The organism is Bacteroides sp. 2_2_4 (genome assembly GCF_000157055.1).
Classification (GTDB): Bacteria; Bacteroidota; Bacteroidia; order Bacteroidales; family Bacteroidaceae; genus Bacteroides; species Bacteroides ovatus.
This window is the reverse complement of record NZ_EQ973361.1, coordinates 357267-375032: the sequence shown is the minus strand read 5'-3', so window position 1 is coordinate 375032 and position 17766 is coordinate 357267. Positions and strand designations below refer to the sequence as shown.

Genomic DNA, 17766 nt, shown 5'->3' with positions numbered 1-17766 from the left:
ATTATTCTTTTCCAGCTTTAGATTTTTCTTCCTCGCTCACTTTGATTTCTTCTTCAATCTGCCAGTCATGCGTCGGGACGCTCTGCACGGGACGCAAACGTTCCTGCAACCACTGGAAAGCAATAAACAAAGTAGGCACGATGAAGAGCAACGCCAACGTACCGATGGTCATACCACCTACTACACCCGTACCCAATGAACGGTTACCGTTGGCTCCCACTCCACTTGACATCATCAACGGGAACAGACCGAAAATCATCGTCAATGCCGTCATCAGAATCGGACGCAGACGGGCTTTAGCCGCACTGACCGCAGAAGCAATCAGCCCCATACCTGCTTTACGACGTTCGGCAGCATATTCCGTCAGCAAAATAGCCGTCTTCGCCAGCAGACCGATCAACATAATCAAACCTGTTTGCAGATAAATATTATTCTCCAGTCCGAACATCCAGGCGAAAAGGAAGCTACCCATCAATCCGCAAGGCACACTCAAAAGCACAGCGAACGGAATAATGAAGCTCTCATAAAGCGCACTCAAAATAAGGTAAATCATCAGGAAGCAGATACCGAAAATAATGATCGTCGTACCGCTCTGCTGGTTTTCCTCACGGGTGATACCTCCGTAATCATAGCCATAGCCTTTCGGAAGAGACTGTTCGGCAGTTTCCTGCACAGCCTTGATGGCGTCTCCCGTACTATATCCGTCGGCCGGCATCGCATTTACCGCAATGGAGTTATACATATTGAAACGGCTCAACGATTCCGCACCGTAGCTACGGGTCAGCGTAACGAACTGGCTCAATGGCGCCATCTCTCCATTCGACATACGCACAAAAGCATTATCGAGGGAAGTTTCGTCCAAACGGAACACCGGATCGGCCTGAATCATAACACGGTACACTTTAGAGAAACGGTTGAAATTGGACACATACTGCCCACCGTAATAACCGGACAGCGTACTCAACACAGCGTCGGGCGTGATACCTGCACGCTTACATTTAGCCGCATCCACCTCTACCGTCCACTGCGGATAGCGAACGTCGAACGTCGAATAAGCCATCGATATTTCAGGCCGCTGGTTCAAAGCTCCCAAGTATTGCTGGGTGGTGGTGAAGAACTCGTTCATATCACCGCCCATCTTATCCTGCATGTGGAGTTCGAGCGCATTACCCATACCGTAACCCGGAATCATACCCGGAGAGATGGCGAACACACTGGCATCCTTGATATCAGCCGTACGCGCATATACCTGACCGATCACCGACTGCACATTGTCCTCATCACCCGGACGTTCGTCCCACGGTTTCAGTTTGAGAATCAACATACCGAACGAACTACCCTGTCCTGCCAACAATCCGTAACCGGCCACTTTCTGCACGTGTTTCAGTTGAGGTATTTCTATCAGGCGTTTTTCGATACGTTCCATCACCTTATCCGTCGTTGTCAGCGAACTGCCTGCCGCTGTACTCACATTGACGAAAATAACACCCTGATCCTCGTCGGGTACCAGACTGGTCTTCGTGTTATTCATCAGTAACACAAGCAATACCACGGAACAAGCCAGCAACGACCATGTCAACCATCTGCGCTTGATAAAGAACAATACAATCGTCTTATATTTATCCACCATCATATCGAAAGCCGAATTGAAAGCCTTACGGAAGCGTGCCGCAAAGTTGTTCTTCTGCGTTCCGTCTTCATTAATATAAGGTTTCAGCAGCAATGCACACAAAGCCGGACTCAAAGTCAACGCGTTAATAGCGGAGATACCTACCGCAACCGCCATCGTCAAACCGAACTGGGTATAGAACGTACCGGAAGTGCCGCCCATGAAGGACACCGGAATGAACACCGCCATAAACACCAGCGAAGAGGTGATAACGGCATTACTGATACCTTTCATAGCGTCGATACTTGCCATATATGACGACCTGTAGCCCACATCGAACCGCGCCTGCACCGCCTCGACGACAATAATGGCATCATCCACCACCGTACCGATAACGAGCACTAGCGCAAACAGGGTCAGCAGGTTGATACTGAATCCGGCTATCGCCATGAAAGCAAACGTACCCACCAGGGAAACCACAATTCCGACCAGCGGAATCAATGTAGAACGGAAGTCCTGCAAGAAGACGTACACCACAAGGATAACCAGGATGATAGCCTCGATCAACGTTTTCACCACCTCATGAATGGAAGCGAACAGGAAGTCGTTGGAGCTCATCATCTGCGTCAGTTCCACGCCTTTCGGAAGGTCTTTACTTGCCTCTTCGAGGAGTTTGTCGATATTCTGGTTTACTTCGGTCGCATTGGAACCTGCCGTCTGGAACACCATACAGGATACACCCGGATGACCGTCCATACCACCGTGGTAAGCGTAGCTGTCCTGTCCCAGTTGGATATCGGCAACGTCTTTCAGTTTCAAGACTTCGCCATTGTCGGTGGAACGGATGACGATATCCCCGAATTCTTCGGGAGTAATGAGACGTCCGGTGTACTTCATCGTATACTGATAAGTCTCATCGGAATTTTCACCGAACGAACCGGTAGCCGATTCGATATTCTGCTCGGCAAGCACACCGGTGATATCGGACGGAATCAGTTTGTACTGTGCCATCACGTCCGGTTTCATCCATACACGCATACTATATTCACCGCCCATAATCATCAGGTCGCCCACACCGGAGATACGAAGAATCTGCGGTTTCAGGTTGATGCTGATATAGTTGGACAGGAAGTTCTCGTCGTAACTGTCGTCCGGACTATACAATGAGAACATCTGCAGAATACTCGTCTGACGCTTGGAAGTGGTCACACCGACCTGGGTTACCTCCGCCGGAAGTTGTCCCGTAGCACGTGATACACGGTTCTGCACGTTGACAGCCGCCATATCGGGGTCTGTGCCCTGCTTAAAATAGACGGTGATGCTCACCGAACCGGAATTGGTGGCGGAGGAAGTCATGTAGGTCATGTCTTCCACTCCGTTGATCGCCTCTTCCAAAGGCGCAATAACACTCTTCTGCAATGTTTCCGCACTGGCGCCATAATAGGTGGTACTCACCATAATGGTAGGCGGAGCAATATCGGGATACTGCTCAACGGGCAAGCTGAACAGCCCGATGATACCCACTACGACAATCGTGATAGAGATGACTGCCGATAATACGGGGCGTTCTATAAAGGTTCTTAAATTCATGAATGATTCCTCCTTGGTTTAATTTTCAGTAGTAGTTGCCGGAGACTTCGTTGTTGTCTCTGTTGATGAGGATTGATTAGCATTTGTCACTCCTGCCACTGGAGTTTGAGCAGCCTTTGCCTTGACCGGAGTACCTTCACGAAGCAAACCTACTCCTTCTGCCACGATCACATCTCCCGGTGCCAATCCTTCATCTACAATAAATTCCCGACCGCCATTGACACGGGTCACTTGTACCTGGCTGGATTGAGCCTTGCCGTCCACTACCTTATAGACATATCTCTTATCTTGTATTTCGAAAGTGGCAGCCTGTGGAATGGTCAGCGCAGCTGTTTTTTGAACAGGAACAATCACATTACCCGCACCACCGCTATGCAGCAATCCTTCCTTGTTCGGGAAAACTGCACGCAGGCTGACCGTACCCGTCGAACGGTCGATCACTCCGCTGATAGATTCAATCTGTCCCCGTTCGGAGTAGGCTGACTTATCGTTCAGTTGCAGGTCGATGGCAGGCATATTTTTCAATGCTTCCTCTTTAGAACCGTATTGGCGGATCAGTCCCAGTAATTGGTTTTCCGTCATGGAGAAGTAGACGTACATATCCGAATTGTCGGAAACGGTAGTCAACGGCTGGGCAAGAGCGGAACTAACCAAAGCTCCTACACGGTAAGGCAACGTGCCTACCACTCCGTCGGCCGGACTTTTCACAACCGTATAAGAAAGATTATTGCGGGCACTCACTTCCTGCGCCTTGGCCTGTGCCAACTGTGCTTTGGCAGCCAACAGGGAGTTTTTTGCCGTACTCAAATCGAAAGAGGAAATTACGTTCTCTTTATACAGTTCCTCTTTACTGTCATACGTCAGTTGCGCTGTAGCCAGAGAGGCCTTGGCCGATTCAACGTTTGCCACTGCCGTCTGCAAAGCAGCTTCATACGGCACTTGGTCGATGATGAACAATGTCTGTCCGTTCTTTACACGCTGCCCTTCCGTTACACAGACTTTAGTCAGCGTACCACTTACCTGGGGGTAAATATCAATATCCTGACGTCCGCGGATGGTCGCCGAGTAGGCGCTTGAAATCATCCGGTCGGCCGGAGAAACGGTCATCACTTCGTATTCTGTTTCCATTTGTGCCGGAGGAGCTTGTTTACAGCCCGTAGCAGCTACCATACAGCAGAGCAACAATAGCCCTTGCTTCACTTTACATACCTTTTTACTCATTTTCTGTTACCTATTTAACTATTTTTGAACGCGGCAAAGGTAGACTGTTTTCTTCATAGGAAACTGGACTTAGTATCTTCAGTTTTGTTCATTTTAGGAACATTAAAACCGATATTTAGTGAAAAAGTCCTATTTTTGTACCCAAAATAAGAACAACAATGGAATCAAAAAACTCTAGCCTAGCCATACTTCATGAACCGTTCGTTGCCGGAATGGACGAAAACCTGTCTCCAATTATGCAACGCCTGTGGAAACTGGAAGGGGGTGCCATCTATTTTTGCAGAAGCGGATGGGCACACGTCACAATCGACCTGAAAGACTATGAAATAGTAGAAAACACTCAAATCGTGCTCTTGCCGGGAACGATTATCCGCATCAATGGCAACAGCAGCGATTTCACAGCTTCTTTCTTCGGATTTCCCAAAGAAATGTTTCGCGAAGCCTGCCTCCGTTTCGATCCGATCTTCTTCCGGTTCATCAAAGAAAAACCGTGCTATACACTCAAGGATGAAAGCACAGGAGCAATCAACGGGTTAATGCGTGCCACAACAGCTATATACAACGATCGTGAAAACCGTTTCCGCAACCAGATCGCCAAAAATCATCTCCAGTCGTTTATGCTGGATATTTATGATAAGTGTTACCGCTACTTCGACCGACAGGAAATCGAAGGAGGAAGCCGGCAGGATGAAATCTTTAAGAATTTCATCGCACTGGTACATGAAAACTGTATCTCACAACGGGAAGTGACTTTCTACGCCAGCAAACTGTGTATCTCCACCAAATACCTGACAGGTATTTGCAAAAGCGTGACGGGCGAGGCTGCCAAAAAGATTATCGACGACTTTGCCATCCTGGAGATAAAAGTGTTGCTTCAATCCACCGGACTGACGATTCAGGAAATAGCCGACCGACTTGGTTTTCCCGATCAGTCGTATTTAGGAAGGTACTTCAAACGGCACGAGGGAATGTCGCCGAAAGAGTATCAGAGTAAGTATTCTATCTAATCAAGTAAAATAATCTTTTATTATTAGATTATTAGGCACGGATTACGCGGTTCTTTTATTAACTAAAACCGTGTAATCCGTGCCTCCATTTATTTTATTAATTTGTATTTATCGCACAACACAGATTGTTAACAGATCTGTAATACTATCTTAATCTGCCTTGCATTCCTTTGCACCGTGAAACAAAAACACGGGTGTGAATAACTTTATTTCATTTAATAAATTAAAAGAAGCAAGGTAAAAGATTATGAAAAGAAACAAATGGCTGCTTTCTCTGTCGATTGGGCTCTTGTGCTGTGGCTCTGCATACGCACAGACAACAGTGAAAGGAAAAATCACAAGTGAAGGCGGGGAACCGTTAATCGGGGCTACCGTAGCTGTGAAAAACTCGACAGACGGCACGGTGACCGACATCGACGGAAACTACTCCCTGAAGACTAAGAAAACATTGACTCAAAAGGATTTGCTTGTATTCAGTTATGTGGGATATAAAACGCTACAGAAGAACTATGCAGGCAATACGATGAACGTAAAACTGGCGGAAGAGTCGCAACAACTGAATGATGTGGTGGTGACTGCCCTGGGGATCAAACGTGAAGAAAAAGGATTGGGATATGCCACGGAAACCGTGAAAGGGGATATGATTACGAGTGCCCTGCCCACCAACTGGTCGACGGCACTGAACGGCAAGGTAGCCGGATTGAGTGTTATCTCTTCCGGTGGTCCGCTTAATTCGAGCCGTATCTCGCTGCGGGGGGACGTCTCGCTGAACCAGAACGGAAACGACGCATTGGTGGTAGTGGACGGTGTACCGATGAGTAGTCCGATGACCAATCCGGGTGTTGCCTACGGTGCAGGTTCAAACAGCGAACTTTCCGTGGACTATGGTAACGGATTCTCCGACATCAATCCGGATGATATCGAAAGCATCCAAGTATTAAAAGGGGCCAGTGCGACAGCCTTGTACGGTACGCGTGCAGCCAATGGCGTGATTATGGTGACTACCAAATCGGGAGCGGGTGCACCCAAAGGTATCGGTGTGTCTTACAGCGGTAACTTCAGTATTGACGATGTGATGAGATGGCCCGATTACCAGTATGAATTCGGACAGGGATTGCCGAGCAATATCGGTCCGGCAGGTTCTATCTACGAAGGCCAGCCCTATTACTCTTACGGGAAAGCGGAAGACGGCAGTTACGCAAGCACTAGCGGAACCAGTAGCGCCTACGGAGCACGTTTCGACGCCAACAGGTTGTTCTACCAATATGACCCCGTAACGCAGGGACGCGCTTCTGTTGCCACCCCTTGGGTAGCGTACAAAAACAACCGCAAAGATTTGTTCCAGACAGGATACACCCTGACCAACTCGGTAGCCTTGACCGGAAAATCCGACCGGGGCAGCGTACGGGCGTCCATCACCCACACTAAGAACGAATGGATTCTCCCCAATACAGGTTTCCAGCGTATCACCGCCATGGTTTCCGCCCAACAGCAGATTTCGAGGGCACTGCGCATTAATTTCAAGTCGAGTTATACGTACCGCAAGCTCAACAACACGCCTGCACTGGGATATAACAGTAACTCTATCTCCTACTTCCTTATCTTCCAGAATCCGAATGTCAACCTCGACTGGTTGCGTCCGATGTGGCGTACCGGACAGGAAAATGTGAAACAGCTCCAACCGTACAGTTCCTTTATCGGAAACCCGTATGTCATTCTATACGAATCTGAAAATCCTTCGGAGAAACACAGTAATGTATCATCCATTTCTGCCAATCTGCGCATCAACAGTAAATTCGATTTCATGATCCGGTCCGGTATCCAGTTGTCAGCCGACCAACGCGAACAGCATCGTCCTATCAGTGACGTGGTTTTCGGAAACGGGTTTTTCAAGAAACAGAATGTGTTCGATTATGAATTAAACAGCGATGCTTTATTTACTTACCATGATTCATTCGCCAACGGATTGCGTGTCAACGCTTCGGCAGGTGGAAACATGATGCAACAAAGCTACGATATGTTGGCTGCCTCGGTGGTAGGATTGATTACGCCGGGAGTATACAAACTGGCAAACGGTGTTTCCAACCCGAACGTGCAGACGGTTATCAAAAAGAAAGCGCTGAACAGTCTTTATTTCACGGCCAATTTCTCGTATAAGGATAAACTGTTTCTCGATGTCACCGGGCGCAATGACTGGTCGTCTACCCTGCCGAAAAGTAACCGTTCTTTCTTCTATCCGTCGGTCAGCGTCAGTGCAGTGATGAACGAGTGGTTCACGTTGCCGGAACAGATCAGTCTGTTGAAAGTGAGAGGTTCGCTGGCACAGGTGGGCAATGACACAGACCCTTACAAGACATCGCCCTATTATGGCACGAGCGATTTCCCCGGATCGGTCATCGTATCTTCTACGCTCTATAATCAGGATTTCAAACCGGAGATTTCGACCAATTACGAAACGGGATTCGACTTCCGTATGTTTCACAACCGCATCGGACTCGATTTCACATTCTATTATAACCGCACCAAAAACCAGATTCTGGATGCTCCGATGGACCCGACCACAGGTTACAGCAAAGCTACCATCAATTCGGGATGCGTCCGCAACCGCGGTTACGAAATCCAGTTGGACGTTACTCCGGTAGTCAGCAGGGATTTCCGATGGAATGCTACTTTCACCTGGTCTAAGAACGAGAACCGGATTCTCTCACTGGCGGAAGGGGCGGATGAGAACCAGTTAATCAGCAGTATCGGTAGTGTGTCTATCATCGGACGTGTGGGTGGAACTACGGGCGATCTCTGGGGATATAAACTGGTACGCGACCCGGAAGGAAATGTGGTCATCAACGACAACGGATTGCCCGAACGTTCGGGAGAGATCGAATACGTCGGCACGGCCTATCCGAAATGGAAAGCCGGACTGTACAATGAATTTTCTTACAAGAACTTCACGCTTAGCGTCCTGCTCGACGGACAGGTGGGAGGTAAAATGTACTCGCACTCGCACCACAAAATGACGGAACAGGGAAAACTGCAACATACCCTGAACGGACGTCTGCCGGGAACGGAATTTTATATGTCGAAAGACGACCCGCGCATCGCTGCCGCCGGACTTTCACCACAAGACGGGATGTACATGATTGCTCCGGGAACAGTGAAGAACGATGACGGAACTTACTCGCCAAACACCAAAGTGGTGACCGTGGAAAGTTATTATAAGGAATATTACCGGATGGCCAATGTGGAAACTAACACGTTCGACACTTCATTCCTCAAGTTGCGCGAAATGAGACTGGAGTACAAGTTGCCGAACAGCACACTGAAGAAAACACCGTTCAGCAAAGCATCGGTGGCACTCTACGCACGCAACCTGTTCTGTATCACTGACTATCCTCTGTTCGACCCCGAATCTGCCGCCCTCAACGGAAGTTCGATGGTGACCGGTGTGGAGACGGGCTCACTGCCTACGGCACGTACTTTCGGACTGAATATTAACGTATCTTTTTAAACACTGACTTATGAAAACCAATAAACTTTTCAAAAATATAGTATGGGGAATGACTTTGTGCGGAGCTCTCTACACGACTTCCTGCACCAGCTTCGACGAACTCAATACAGACCCCACCCGCATGGATGAGGTGAATCCCGGCACGCTGCTCAACCCGATTTTATACGAAACATCGGTCTACAACTGGAAACGCTACAACAGCTATACCTACGACCTGATGCAATGCGCCGTATCTACCAGCAGCACCAACGGTGTGGGATGGTGGTATATGACGGACAGCGAAGGAGACGGCACATGGACTACTTATTATAAATGGATCAACAACGCCAAAGAGATGATGCGCCTCACCGGAAAATTGCCGGAAGCCTCCAAACAACCCAACTACGATGCTATATCGCTGACTTTGCAATGTTGGTTATACCAGATTCTGACGGATGCCTTCGGTGATATTCCGATGAGCGAAGCCTGCTCCGCCGACGAGGGAATACTTGCACCGAAGTTCGACACCCAGCAGCAGGTGTACCAACAGATTATCGACAATCTGAAAACAGCTAACGAGTTGTTCGACAAAGCTAACGGGTTGATCTACAACCAATCGGGCGAAATGTTGTACAAGACGTCCAAAGGGGATGCAACCGGTATTTTGAAATGGAAGAAGTTCTGCAACTCGCTCCGTCTGCGTGCACTGCTCCGGGTGATCGACGTGCCGGAATTCAACGCGAAACAGGAGCTGCGTACCATGCTGACCGATCCCGCCACTTATCCGGTATTCGAATCGAACGATGATGCTGCCCTGCTTGCCATCAGCGGAACTTATCCGGAGGAAGCTCCGCTCACCCGTCCACAGGATTTCACTTCTTATGTTCAGATTTCAGAGTTCTTTGTTAATCTGCTGAAAGGTTGGAACGATCCCCGTCTGCAGGTGTATGCAACACAGGTCACTCTCCCCGACCAGACTAAAGATTATGTGGGTTTGCCCAGCGGTTATCAGACGTTGCCTTCAATCACTGCTTCGGGACTGAATCAGGAAATGGCGAAGGCACCTATGAAACTTGCCATGATGCCTTATGCCGAAGTGGAATTCAAATCAAAGCGGAATTACTGAAAAAAGGAGTGATCGACGGAGGAAGTAGCGCTGCCAAAGAGGCTTATCAGAAGGGAGTGCAGGCGGCTATCGAACAGTGGGGACAGAAAATGCCTGACCATTATTTTGAAAATCCGGAAGCTGCTTATGATGATACGCTGGAACGAATCATGAACCAGAAGTTTGTCGCACTGTTCTTCTGCGATTATCAGCAGTGGTTTGAATATAACCGTACCGGTTTTCCTGTGTTACCTGTGGGGCCCGGCATCGCAAATGCTAATAACAAAATGCCGAAACGCTTTAAATATCCATCTGCTCTGCAGCGTACTAATCTGAAGAATTATCAGGCGGCTAAAGCGAACATGGGAGGCGATGACTTCCATATCCGACTGATGTGGCAGCAATAAATGAATGTGTCGGTCACCAAGATTGCGGCAATAATTATCATTTCAATCAATCTTTAAAATTCAATGAATATGAAAAGAATAATCAGTATGGCTGTTGTGTTAGTTATAACGATGGCAGCAACGGCGCAAAAAGGAGAGCTCGCCATGAACGAGAATATCTCCGGAAAAAACCATATTTCCAAAAACGAAAAAGAAGCTACTCCCGTAGGCAAAAAGCCGAAAGCGGTGTTTATATTCGACGTGTATGGAGAAATCCCGACTACCAAACCAGTGTTTGAAGCGGAACATTATCTGGGGAGTGACATTACCGGAAAATGGAATACTTTCATCCAGAATTATACGCATGAGTATGATGTAACAATCGGATTTACGGATTCTTCGGTCGAAATTTTGAAGCCTTCTATTTACAAGGCGGTTAATAAGGTGAATAAATATTATAAGAAGGCATTGAAGAAAGAAGAGGTGAGCCGGGAAGTTGCTACATTCAACATGGGTCATATTCTGGATTGCGCCAATGTGATGTGTTTCGATGATAACAGCAAGTCTTTTGAGGAGGCTCTCAAGTCGGCAGATGAACCGGAAGAAATTATCGCATTATTCAATCAGGTTACTTTAAGAAAGTTATAAGCAATGAAAAAGATCAATTTTAGAAAAACGCTGTTTGCAGCGGTTTTGCTTTTCCAGCTGAACGCTATTGCCGCCTTTGGTCAGACGGTGGTGAAAGGTAGTGTGAAAGATAATACAGGTAAACCCATCAGCGGTGTAGTGGTGACAGACGGGGCACATTTCAATACGACTGATGCAGAAGGAAATTATGTTCTGAACACTGATCCGACACGTTATCCAATGGTTTACATCTCTACTCCGGCAGCGTATGAGCTTCCTTCCAAAGAGGGGGTAGCCGATGGTTTCTATCAATATCTGGATGCCGGGAAAAGCGAGAACCAATATGACTTCGTATTGACTAAACGGCAGAAACCGGTGGATGAATTTGTCTACATCGTCCTTTCCGACCCGCAAGTGAGAAACGAAAAGCAACTGGACCGCTTCCGCACGGAAACAGTGCCCGACCTGAAACAGACTGCCGACTCACTAAAGAACTTCGAAATCGTCGGCATGGGACTGGGGGATCTGGTGTGGGATGCCATGAACCTGTACGCTCCTTACCGGCAAGCGGTGTCCAACTTGGGAATGACGATGTTCCAACTGATGGGAAACCACGACTTCAACCTGCTCTACAAATCTATAACGCAGACGGATCATCCGGCGGATGGTTATGGGGAACAGAATTATTATCAGTCATTCGGCCCGGCCAACTATTCATTCAATATCGGTAAAGTGCATGTGATAGCAATGAAGGATATTGATTACGACGGCAACAAGAAATACACGGAACGCTTCACGCCGGAAGATTTGGACTGGTTGAGAAAAGATTTAAGTTATGTGCCTAAAGGAAATATCGTGTTCCTGAACGTTCACGCTCCAGTAGCTAATAACACGGTAGCTGCGGGGGGAAATGCGCGCAACGCCAATGCGCTTTTCCAACTGTTGAGGCCTTACCAAGTACATATTTTCTCCGGACACACGCACTTTTATGAAAATCAGTTGCCCGCCCCTACCATTTACGAACATAATATCGGAGCGGCCTGCGGCGCATGGTGGGCAGGACACGTGAATCGTTGCGGAGCACCAAACGGTTATCTGGTGGTACAAGTGAAAGGTGATGATGTGAAATGGCGTTACAAGGCAACAGGGTGTTCGCCGGACTATCAGTTTCGGCTTTACCAACCGGGAGAGTTTGAAAGCCAGAAAGACTATGTGGTAGCCAATATCTGGGATTGGGACTGGACGTATACGGTAAACTGGTACGAGGATGGAGTGTTGAAAGGTGCTATGCAGGCTTTTGACGATGAGGATCAGGATTATATCAATATGGTAAAGGGAAAGAAAACGGGTTATCGCACACGTCATCTTTTCCGTGCACAGCCTTCTAAAGATGCAAAATCTGTCAAGGTGGTGGTTAAGAATCGTTTCGGGGAGATATTCACGGAAGAGATAAAACTGTAGTTTTATTTCAGTCTGTTTATACTGGTAGTAATTATAATTATGCTGGTAGTAAATTATAAAAGTCATGAGGGAGTTTAAGCTTTAACTTCCTCATGACTTTTATTTTTGAAACAATCTCACTTTAACGGAAAATCCGGCACATTGCTACTTTCATCGGTACTTTCCTCATCGCCCATAGTGCACAAAGCAGGGAACAGATGGCGCAGACCACAAATGTAACTCCGGTAGATACAAGGATATTTCCCAAGCCGACCAACGGAGAAACAATACCTCCGGAAGCAAAACAGAGTGCTCCCAGCAGGGCGGAAGCTGCTCCGGCGTAACGGCGTTCGCTATCCATCGCCAAGGTGGTGGAGGAAGTAAAGGTCAGTCCCATTGTGAAAAGTAATGCGAACATCAGCAGTTCATAGGTCCAGAAGCCGCATCCGTTATACAAGGCAATCATCACACAGACGGACAGGCACAACATACCGATGCATCCGGTCAGCGTCCCAGTTTCAGGTTGGCGGAATTTCACGGAGATAGCTGCTGCCACCCCGATAGCTACCGCATTCACCGCGAAGCAAGCTTCACCTTACGGTACATATTATATCGCATCTTTACTTCAGGAGTGGTTGTGCTTCTTTCTATTCTTTCTCCTATTTGATATGCTAGCTGCCATTCGTTAAAAAACATTATATTTGAGCCTATATAGGGTTACAACTTACTTGTTTTTTTTCATAATTTTGCAAACCAAAAATAGAAAAATAGGTATCAAGATGAAACTAAGATATTATCAAATCGCCATTCGTTACAAGAACAAAATGCATGACTTTCACGGTTGGGGTGTAGCAGCGCAGATTTGATAACCCTCCTATTTTCACTACAGAGAATTCACTACAGAGAATGCCAGAGAACACAGCGTTCAAATAATCTTCATTAATTTGTGTCAACTGACATATTTCAAAAGAAAAAAACTCTGTGTTACTCTGTATTATTCCGTGGTGAAGAAAATTCAAAATTCTACTATTAATTAAATTTCTTTTCACTTTATGAGCAAAAAAAGATGGCTCATAGTGCCGCTATGTGCCGTGCTATGCAGTCAGGGACTGTTTGCCCAGACGCTTGACAGGAGAGTGTTGGGCATTGACGAAATGTTCCGTCTGGCAGACGAGAACAGTCAGAGTATTCAAACGTATAAAACCGGAAAGGAAGCAGCCGATGAAGCTTTGAAGGCTGCCAAGTCACAACGTTTGCCGGACATAGGTGCCTCACTCTCATTTAGTTACCTGGGCGACGGATATATATGGGACCGTGACTTCAAAAACGGGCAGAATATCCCTATGCCACACTTCGACAATAACTTTGCGTTGGAAGCGCAACAAGTGATTTACGCCGGAGGAGCCATCAACAGCAGTATTACTCTGGCTGAACTCGGTCAGCAAATGGCTGCATTGGACTGGCAGAAGAACCGTCAGGAAATCCGCTTTCTCCTGACCGGCTATTACCTGGATTTATACAAGTTGAATAACCAGCTGCAAGTGTTACAGAAGAATCTGGATTTGACGGAACAGGTGATCCGCAACATGGAATCACGCCGCACACAGGGAACGGCCTTAAAAAATGACATCACCCGCTATGAGCTACAGAAAGAGACGCTGAAACTGCAACTGGCAAAGGTGCAGGATGCCCGCAAAATAATGAATCATCAACTGGTGACTACCTTACATCTGCCTGCCGGAACAGAAATCGTTCCCGATTCTACCTTGCTGAACGAGGAAGTGACAGCATTAGCCGAAAACGACTGGCAAATGATGGCCAGTCAAAGCAATGTCGGACTGCAACAAGCCCAGCTGGCTATGAAAATGAACGAGCAGAAAGTGAAATTGGAACGCTCGGAACTGCTTCCGAAAATTGCACTTGTGGCCGGTGAACATTTAGATGGTCCTATCACCATCGAAGTCCCGGTGCTCGACAATAACTTCAATTACTGGTATGTGGGGGTCGGTATCAAATACAATCTTTCTTCTTTATTTAAAAACAACAAGAAAGTGCGCCAGGCAAAACTGAACGTCCGCAGAGCACAGGAGGAATATTCACTGGCACAGGAACAAATAGAAAACGGTGTACAGGCGAACTACGTCAACTTTCTCACCTCTTTCACAGACCTGCGTACACAGGAGAAAAGCGTGGAACTTGCCGACCAGAACTATAACGTAACCAGCAACCGTTATAAAAACGACCTTGCTCTGCTCACCGATATGCTCGATGCCAGCAATATGAAACTAAGTGCCGACCTCGGTCTGGTCAATGCACGTATTAACTTGATATACAGTTATTATAAAATGAAATATATCACACACACTCTCTAGCAGAGAAGTAATGACTTATCAAAAAGAATCCAACTTATAATAGAACCAAATTCTCATCTCTCTTAAAATAGAACAGATTATGATAGCTAGAAAAACCCAGAAGATAATATACAACATTGTAATTATCTGTTTACTTATCGGTGGTGTCACTTATGTTTGTTCCCGGTTTATCCACTTGGGAAATATCGAATATACGGATAATGCGCAGGTGAAACAACATATCACGCCGATCAATACCCGTGTACCGGGATTCATCAAGAAAATCTACTTTGACGAGTATCAGCAAGTGCGCAAAGGCGACACGCTTCTTATCATCGAAGATGCGGAATTCCGTCTCCGTGTGGCACAGGCAGAAGCGGATTTGGCGAATGCCACCGCAGGACGCCAGGCCACTACCATCGGTATCGCCACTACGCAAAACAATTTAAGTGTGAGCGACGCAAGTATTGAAGAAGTACGTGTACAGATGGAAAATGCCAAACGTGAACTGAACCGTTTTGAGAAACTGTTGCAGGAAGACGCAGTGACGAAACAGCAATATGACAACGTACATACAGCATACGAAGCTGCCAAAGCCCGTTATGAACAGGTGTCACGGGCTAAAATGTCTACTTCTTTAGTGAAAAGTGAGCAGACTCATCGCCTGGGACAGAATGAAGCAGGTGTCCGCCTGGCAGAAGCTGCGTTGGAACTTGCCCGTCTGAATCTCTCTTATACAGTCATCATTGCTCCGTGTGACGGCACGACAGGAAAGAAAGAAATCCTGGAAGGGCAACTGGTGCAACCGGGACAGACTATGGTTGATATCGTAGACAGCAGTGATTTGTGGGTAATCGCCAATTACCGCGAAACCCAGCTTCCGAATATCAAGGAAGGTGCAGAAGTGGAAATAACCGCAGACGCCGTGCCGAACGTCACATTCAAAGGAGTAGTAGAATCCATCTCCGATGCAACAGGAGCCGCCTTCTCAATGATTCCGCAAGACAACGCCACCGGAAACTTCGTGAAAGTGGAGCAACGTATTCCCGTACGTATCAGTCTGAAAGGAAACAAACCGGAAGATTTAAAACGCATGCGTGCCGGTTTTAACGTGGAATGTGAAGTGAAATATTAACCGCTTTAACCCTTTATCGTTTTAATCATTGTTTTAATTATCAATTGCTTTAATTTTTAATTTCTAATCTTTAATTCTTATGAGTGCTCCTGTTCTGAACGGTCCTTTTGTTTTGCCGATGTTCCGCAGCTTCGTGCCGCGGAAAATGCAACCGTGGATTTATCTTTTCATAGCCGTCACCTTCCAACTTTCGGGAGGTGTCTATTTGGGTGCATTGAATCAGATGATCGGCAGCATGTCACTGATGCGGGAGGATATTTTAATGTGCATGTATGCCAACCTGGCCGGTATGGCGATCTACTTTCCGTTACTGTTCCGCATGAAGTTTCGTTTTACCAATAAAACCCTGCTTACATCGGCCGCACTGGGAGTATTACTCTGCAACCTGATAGCACCGCATATCACCTTTCTCCCTCTATTGTGGTTGGTCTGCTTCATCGAAGGTATGTGCAAAATACAGGGAACTTTCGAGTGTATGTCAAACATTCAGCTGTGGATGACTCCTAAACGGGATTTCACCGTTTTCTTTCCCTGGCTTCATATTGTTATTTTGGGAAGCATCCAGCTATCCGACCTGATTACGACCCGTTTGATGTATCATTATCACTGGACATACATGAACCTGTTCGTTGCCGGTCTGATGCTGATTGTCTTATTGATACAGTTCACTTGTGTGAAGCATTTCCGGTTCATGCGCAAATTTCCTCTGTTTGGTATCGACTGGCTGGGCGGGATACTATGGGCTGCCTTATTAGCGGAAATCGCCTTCCTCTTCAACTACGGAGACTGGTACGACTGGTGGAACAGCCCGGTCATCCGCCAACTTACCATCGTGATTTTCATCACTTTAGGAATTTGTATTTGGCGCATGATGACCGTTCGACACCCATTTCTCGAACCAAAGATGTGGACGTACCGCCATTTTTTGCCTTTATTGGGATTAGTCACTTTAGTGGAAGCGTTCCTCGCCACGGAGCACGTGCTGGAGGAAGTCTTTTACGAGGAAGTAATGAAATATGAAGAACTGGTCAGTTCCCAACTCGATTGGCTTGCCATTGTCGGTATCGTATGCGGTTGTGTGTTTTCGTATTGGTGGATGCACGTCAAGCAGTATAATTATGTACGCCTGGTCATTGTCGGCTTTATCGGGTTGATCGGTTACCTGATCGGTTTCTACCTGACTTTATCCACCGACATCCATATTTCACAGCTTTACCTGCCGACCGTATGTCGGGGCTTCGCTTATGCCGTATTGAGTGCTACTTTTATGGTGTGTCTGGAGGAAATCATGACTTTCCAGCATTTCTTCCAGGGATTAAGTGTGTTCAATATGCTGCACATGGTAGTAGGCGGCGTAGTGGGAGCCGCAGTCTATGCACAGGGATTGGCGTATTATGTTCCCGACAATCTGGCCCGTTACGGTTCAGCCATCGATCATGTAGCTTTCAGCAGTAGTCCGTTCAATCTGGGTCACTATATGGAAGAGTTTATCAGTCAGATGATGGAGATAAGCATCAAGCAGATTTACGGCTGGGTGGCTTATGCCTGCATTTTCCTCTTCCTATTGTTATTGCTCTACGATTTCCCGGTTCGACGCTCATTAAAAAGTATGCCAAGCTGGAAAGAGGTGGCAAGGGAGGTGAAAAATACGTTCTGGCGGACAACACACATGCCGTCGGAGAAAGAAAAATAGGAAGACTGTTTACCTGTATATTTATTGAACTGATAATCAATAGAGTTTATGCCACCCGGCTACGAAAACAAACTGCCGTAGCTATCCGGCATAAACTCTACCTTTTTCTAACTAGTCA

General features: G+C 47.0%; 9 protein-coding genes and 2 pseudogenes. 8 read left to right on the top strand and 3 right to left on the bottom strand.

Annotated elements, in window-relative coordinates:
• Position 1 precedes the first annotated feature (1 nt).
• Together BSCG_RS11270 and BSCG_RS11275 are read right to left on the bottom strand one after the other, a co-directional pair.
• Positions 2 to 3199: an efflux RND transporter permease subunit gene (locus BSCG_RS11270; RefSeq protein ID WP_004296741.1), complete on the bottom strand. Its 3198-nt coding sequence runs from the start codon at positions 3197 to 3199 to the stop codon at positions 2 to 4.
• Between the two features lie 18 nt (positions 3200 to 3217).
• A complete protein-coding gene (locus BSCG_RS11275; protein ID WP_004296740.1) occupies positions 3218 to 4420 on the bottom strand; it encodes an efflux RND transporter periplasmic adaptor subunit in 1203 nt (400 codons plus the stop codon).
• Positions 4421 to 4578: 158 nt separating this feature from the next.
• Here BSCG_RS11275 and BSCG_RS11280 point away from each other — a divergent pair, with 158 nt between their 5' ends.
• The 5 genes and pseudogenes from BSCG_RS11280 (at position 4579) to BSCG_RS11300 (ending at position 12490) form a co-directional block, all read left to right on the top strand.
• A complete protein-coding gene (locus BSCG_RS11280; protein WP_008776334.1) occupies positions 4579 to 5427 on the top strand; it encodes a helix-turn-helix domain-containing protein in 849 nt (282 codons plus the stop codon).
• A 247-nt stretch (positions 5428 to 5674) separates the two neighbouring features.
• Complete coding sequence (locus tag BSCG_RS11285; RefSeq protein ID WP_032849570.1) at positions 5675 to 8932, top strand: SusC/RagA family TonB-linked outer membrane protein; 3258 nt, start codon at positions 5675 to 5677, stop codon at positions 8930 to 8932.
• A gap of 10 nt (positions 8933 to 8942) precedes the next feature.
• Positions 8943 to 10423 (top strand): annotated as a pseudogene (locus BSCG_RS11290) (SusD/RagB family nutrient-binding outer membrane lipoprotein).
• A gap of 69 nt (positions 10424 to 10492) precedes the next feature.
• Positions 10493 to 11050, top strand: coding sequence for a hypothetical protein (locus BSCG_RS11295; RefSeq protein ID WP_008998758.1), 558 nt, complete (start codon positions 10493 to 10495; stop codon positions 11048 to 11050).
• A gap of 3 nt (positions 11051 to 11053) precedes the next feature.
• Positions 11054 to 12490: a calcineurin-like phosphoesterase C-terminal domain-containing protein gene (locus BSCG_RS11300; protein ID WP_004296734.1), complete on the top strand. Its 1437-nt coding sequence runs from the start codon at positions 11054 to 11056 to the stop codon at positions 12488 to 12490.
• A gap of 121 nt (positions 12491 to 12611) precedes the next feature.
• On the opposite strand, the pseudogene BSCG_RS11305 reads toward BSCG_RS11300, so the two are convergent.
• A pseudogene (locus BSCG_RS11305) lies at positions 12612 to 13055 on the bottom strand (Bcr/CflA family drug resistance efflux transporter); the annotation flags it as partial.
• 466 nt (positions 13056 to 13521) lie between these two features.
• Here BSCG_RS11305 and BSCG_RS11310 point away from each other — a divergent pair.
• From BSCG_RS11310 to BSCG_RS11320, 3 genes are all read left to right on the top strand, one after another.
• Complete coding sequence (locus BSCG_RS11310) at positions 13522 to 14841, top strand: TolC family protein (protein WP_008776331.1); 1320 nt, start codon at positions 13522 to 13524, stop codon at positions 14839 to 14841.
• Between the two features lie 79 nt (positions 14842 to 14920).
• Positions 14921 to 15955 carry an HlyD family secretion protein gene (locus BSCG_RS11315; RefSeq protein ID WP_004321762.1) on the top strand — a complete coding sequence of 345 codons (1035 nt, stop codon included), beginning with the start codon at positions 14921 to 14923 and terminating at the stop codon, positions 15953 to 15955.
• A 79-nt stretch (positions 15956 to 16034) separates the two neighbouring features.
• On the top strand, positions 16035 to 17648 hold the full coding sequence (locus BSCG_RS11320; RefSeq protein ID WP_008776330.1) for a hypothetical protein: 1614 nt from the start codon (positions 16035 to 16037) through the stop codon (positions 17646 to 17648).
• Positions 17649 to 17766 lie beyond the last annotated feature (118 nt).

Excerpts from the sequence above, each read along its gene's own strand:
- BSCG_RS11270 (WP_004296741.1), bottom strand. The coding sequence starts at position 3,199 with ATGAATTTAAGAACCTTTATAGAACGCCCCGTATTATCGGCAGTCATC.
- BSCG_RS11275 (WP_004296740.1), bottom strand. The coding sequence starts at position 4,420 with ATGAGTAAAAAGGTATGTAAAGTGAAGCAAGGGCTATTGTTGCTCTGC.
- BSCG_RS11280 (WP_008776334.1), top strand. The coding sequence starts at position 4,579 with ATGGAATCAAAAAACTCTAGCCTAGCCATACTTCATGAACCGTTCGTT.
- BSCG_RS11285 (WP_032849570.1), top strand. The coding sequence starts at position 5,675 with ATGAAAAGAAACAAATGGCTGCTTTCTCTGTCGATTGGGCTCTTGTGC.
- BSCG_RS11295 (WP_008998758.1), top strand. The coding sequence starts at position 10,493 with ATGAAAAGAATAATCAGTATGGCTGTTGTGTTAGTTATAACGATGGCA.
- BSCG_RS11300 (WP_004296734.1), top strand. The coding sequence starts at position 11,054 with ATGAAAAAGATCAATTTTAGAAAAACGCTGTTTGCAGCGGTTTTGCTT.
- BSCG_RS11310 (WP_008776331.1), top strand. The coding sequence starts at position 13,522 with ATGAGCAAAAAAAGATGGCTCATAGTGCCGCTATGTGCCGTGCTATGC.
- BSCG_RS11315 (WP_004321762.1), top strand. The coding sequence starts at position 14,921 with ATGATAGCTAGAAAAACCCAGAAGATAATATACAACATTGTAATTATC.
- BSCG_RS11320 (WP_008776330.1), top strand. The coding sequence starts at position 16,035 with ATGAGTGCTCCTGTTCTGAACGGTCCTTTTGTTTTGCCGATGTTCCGC.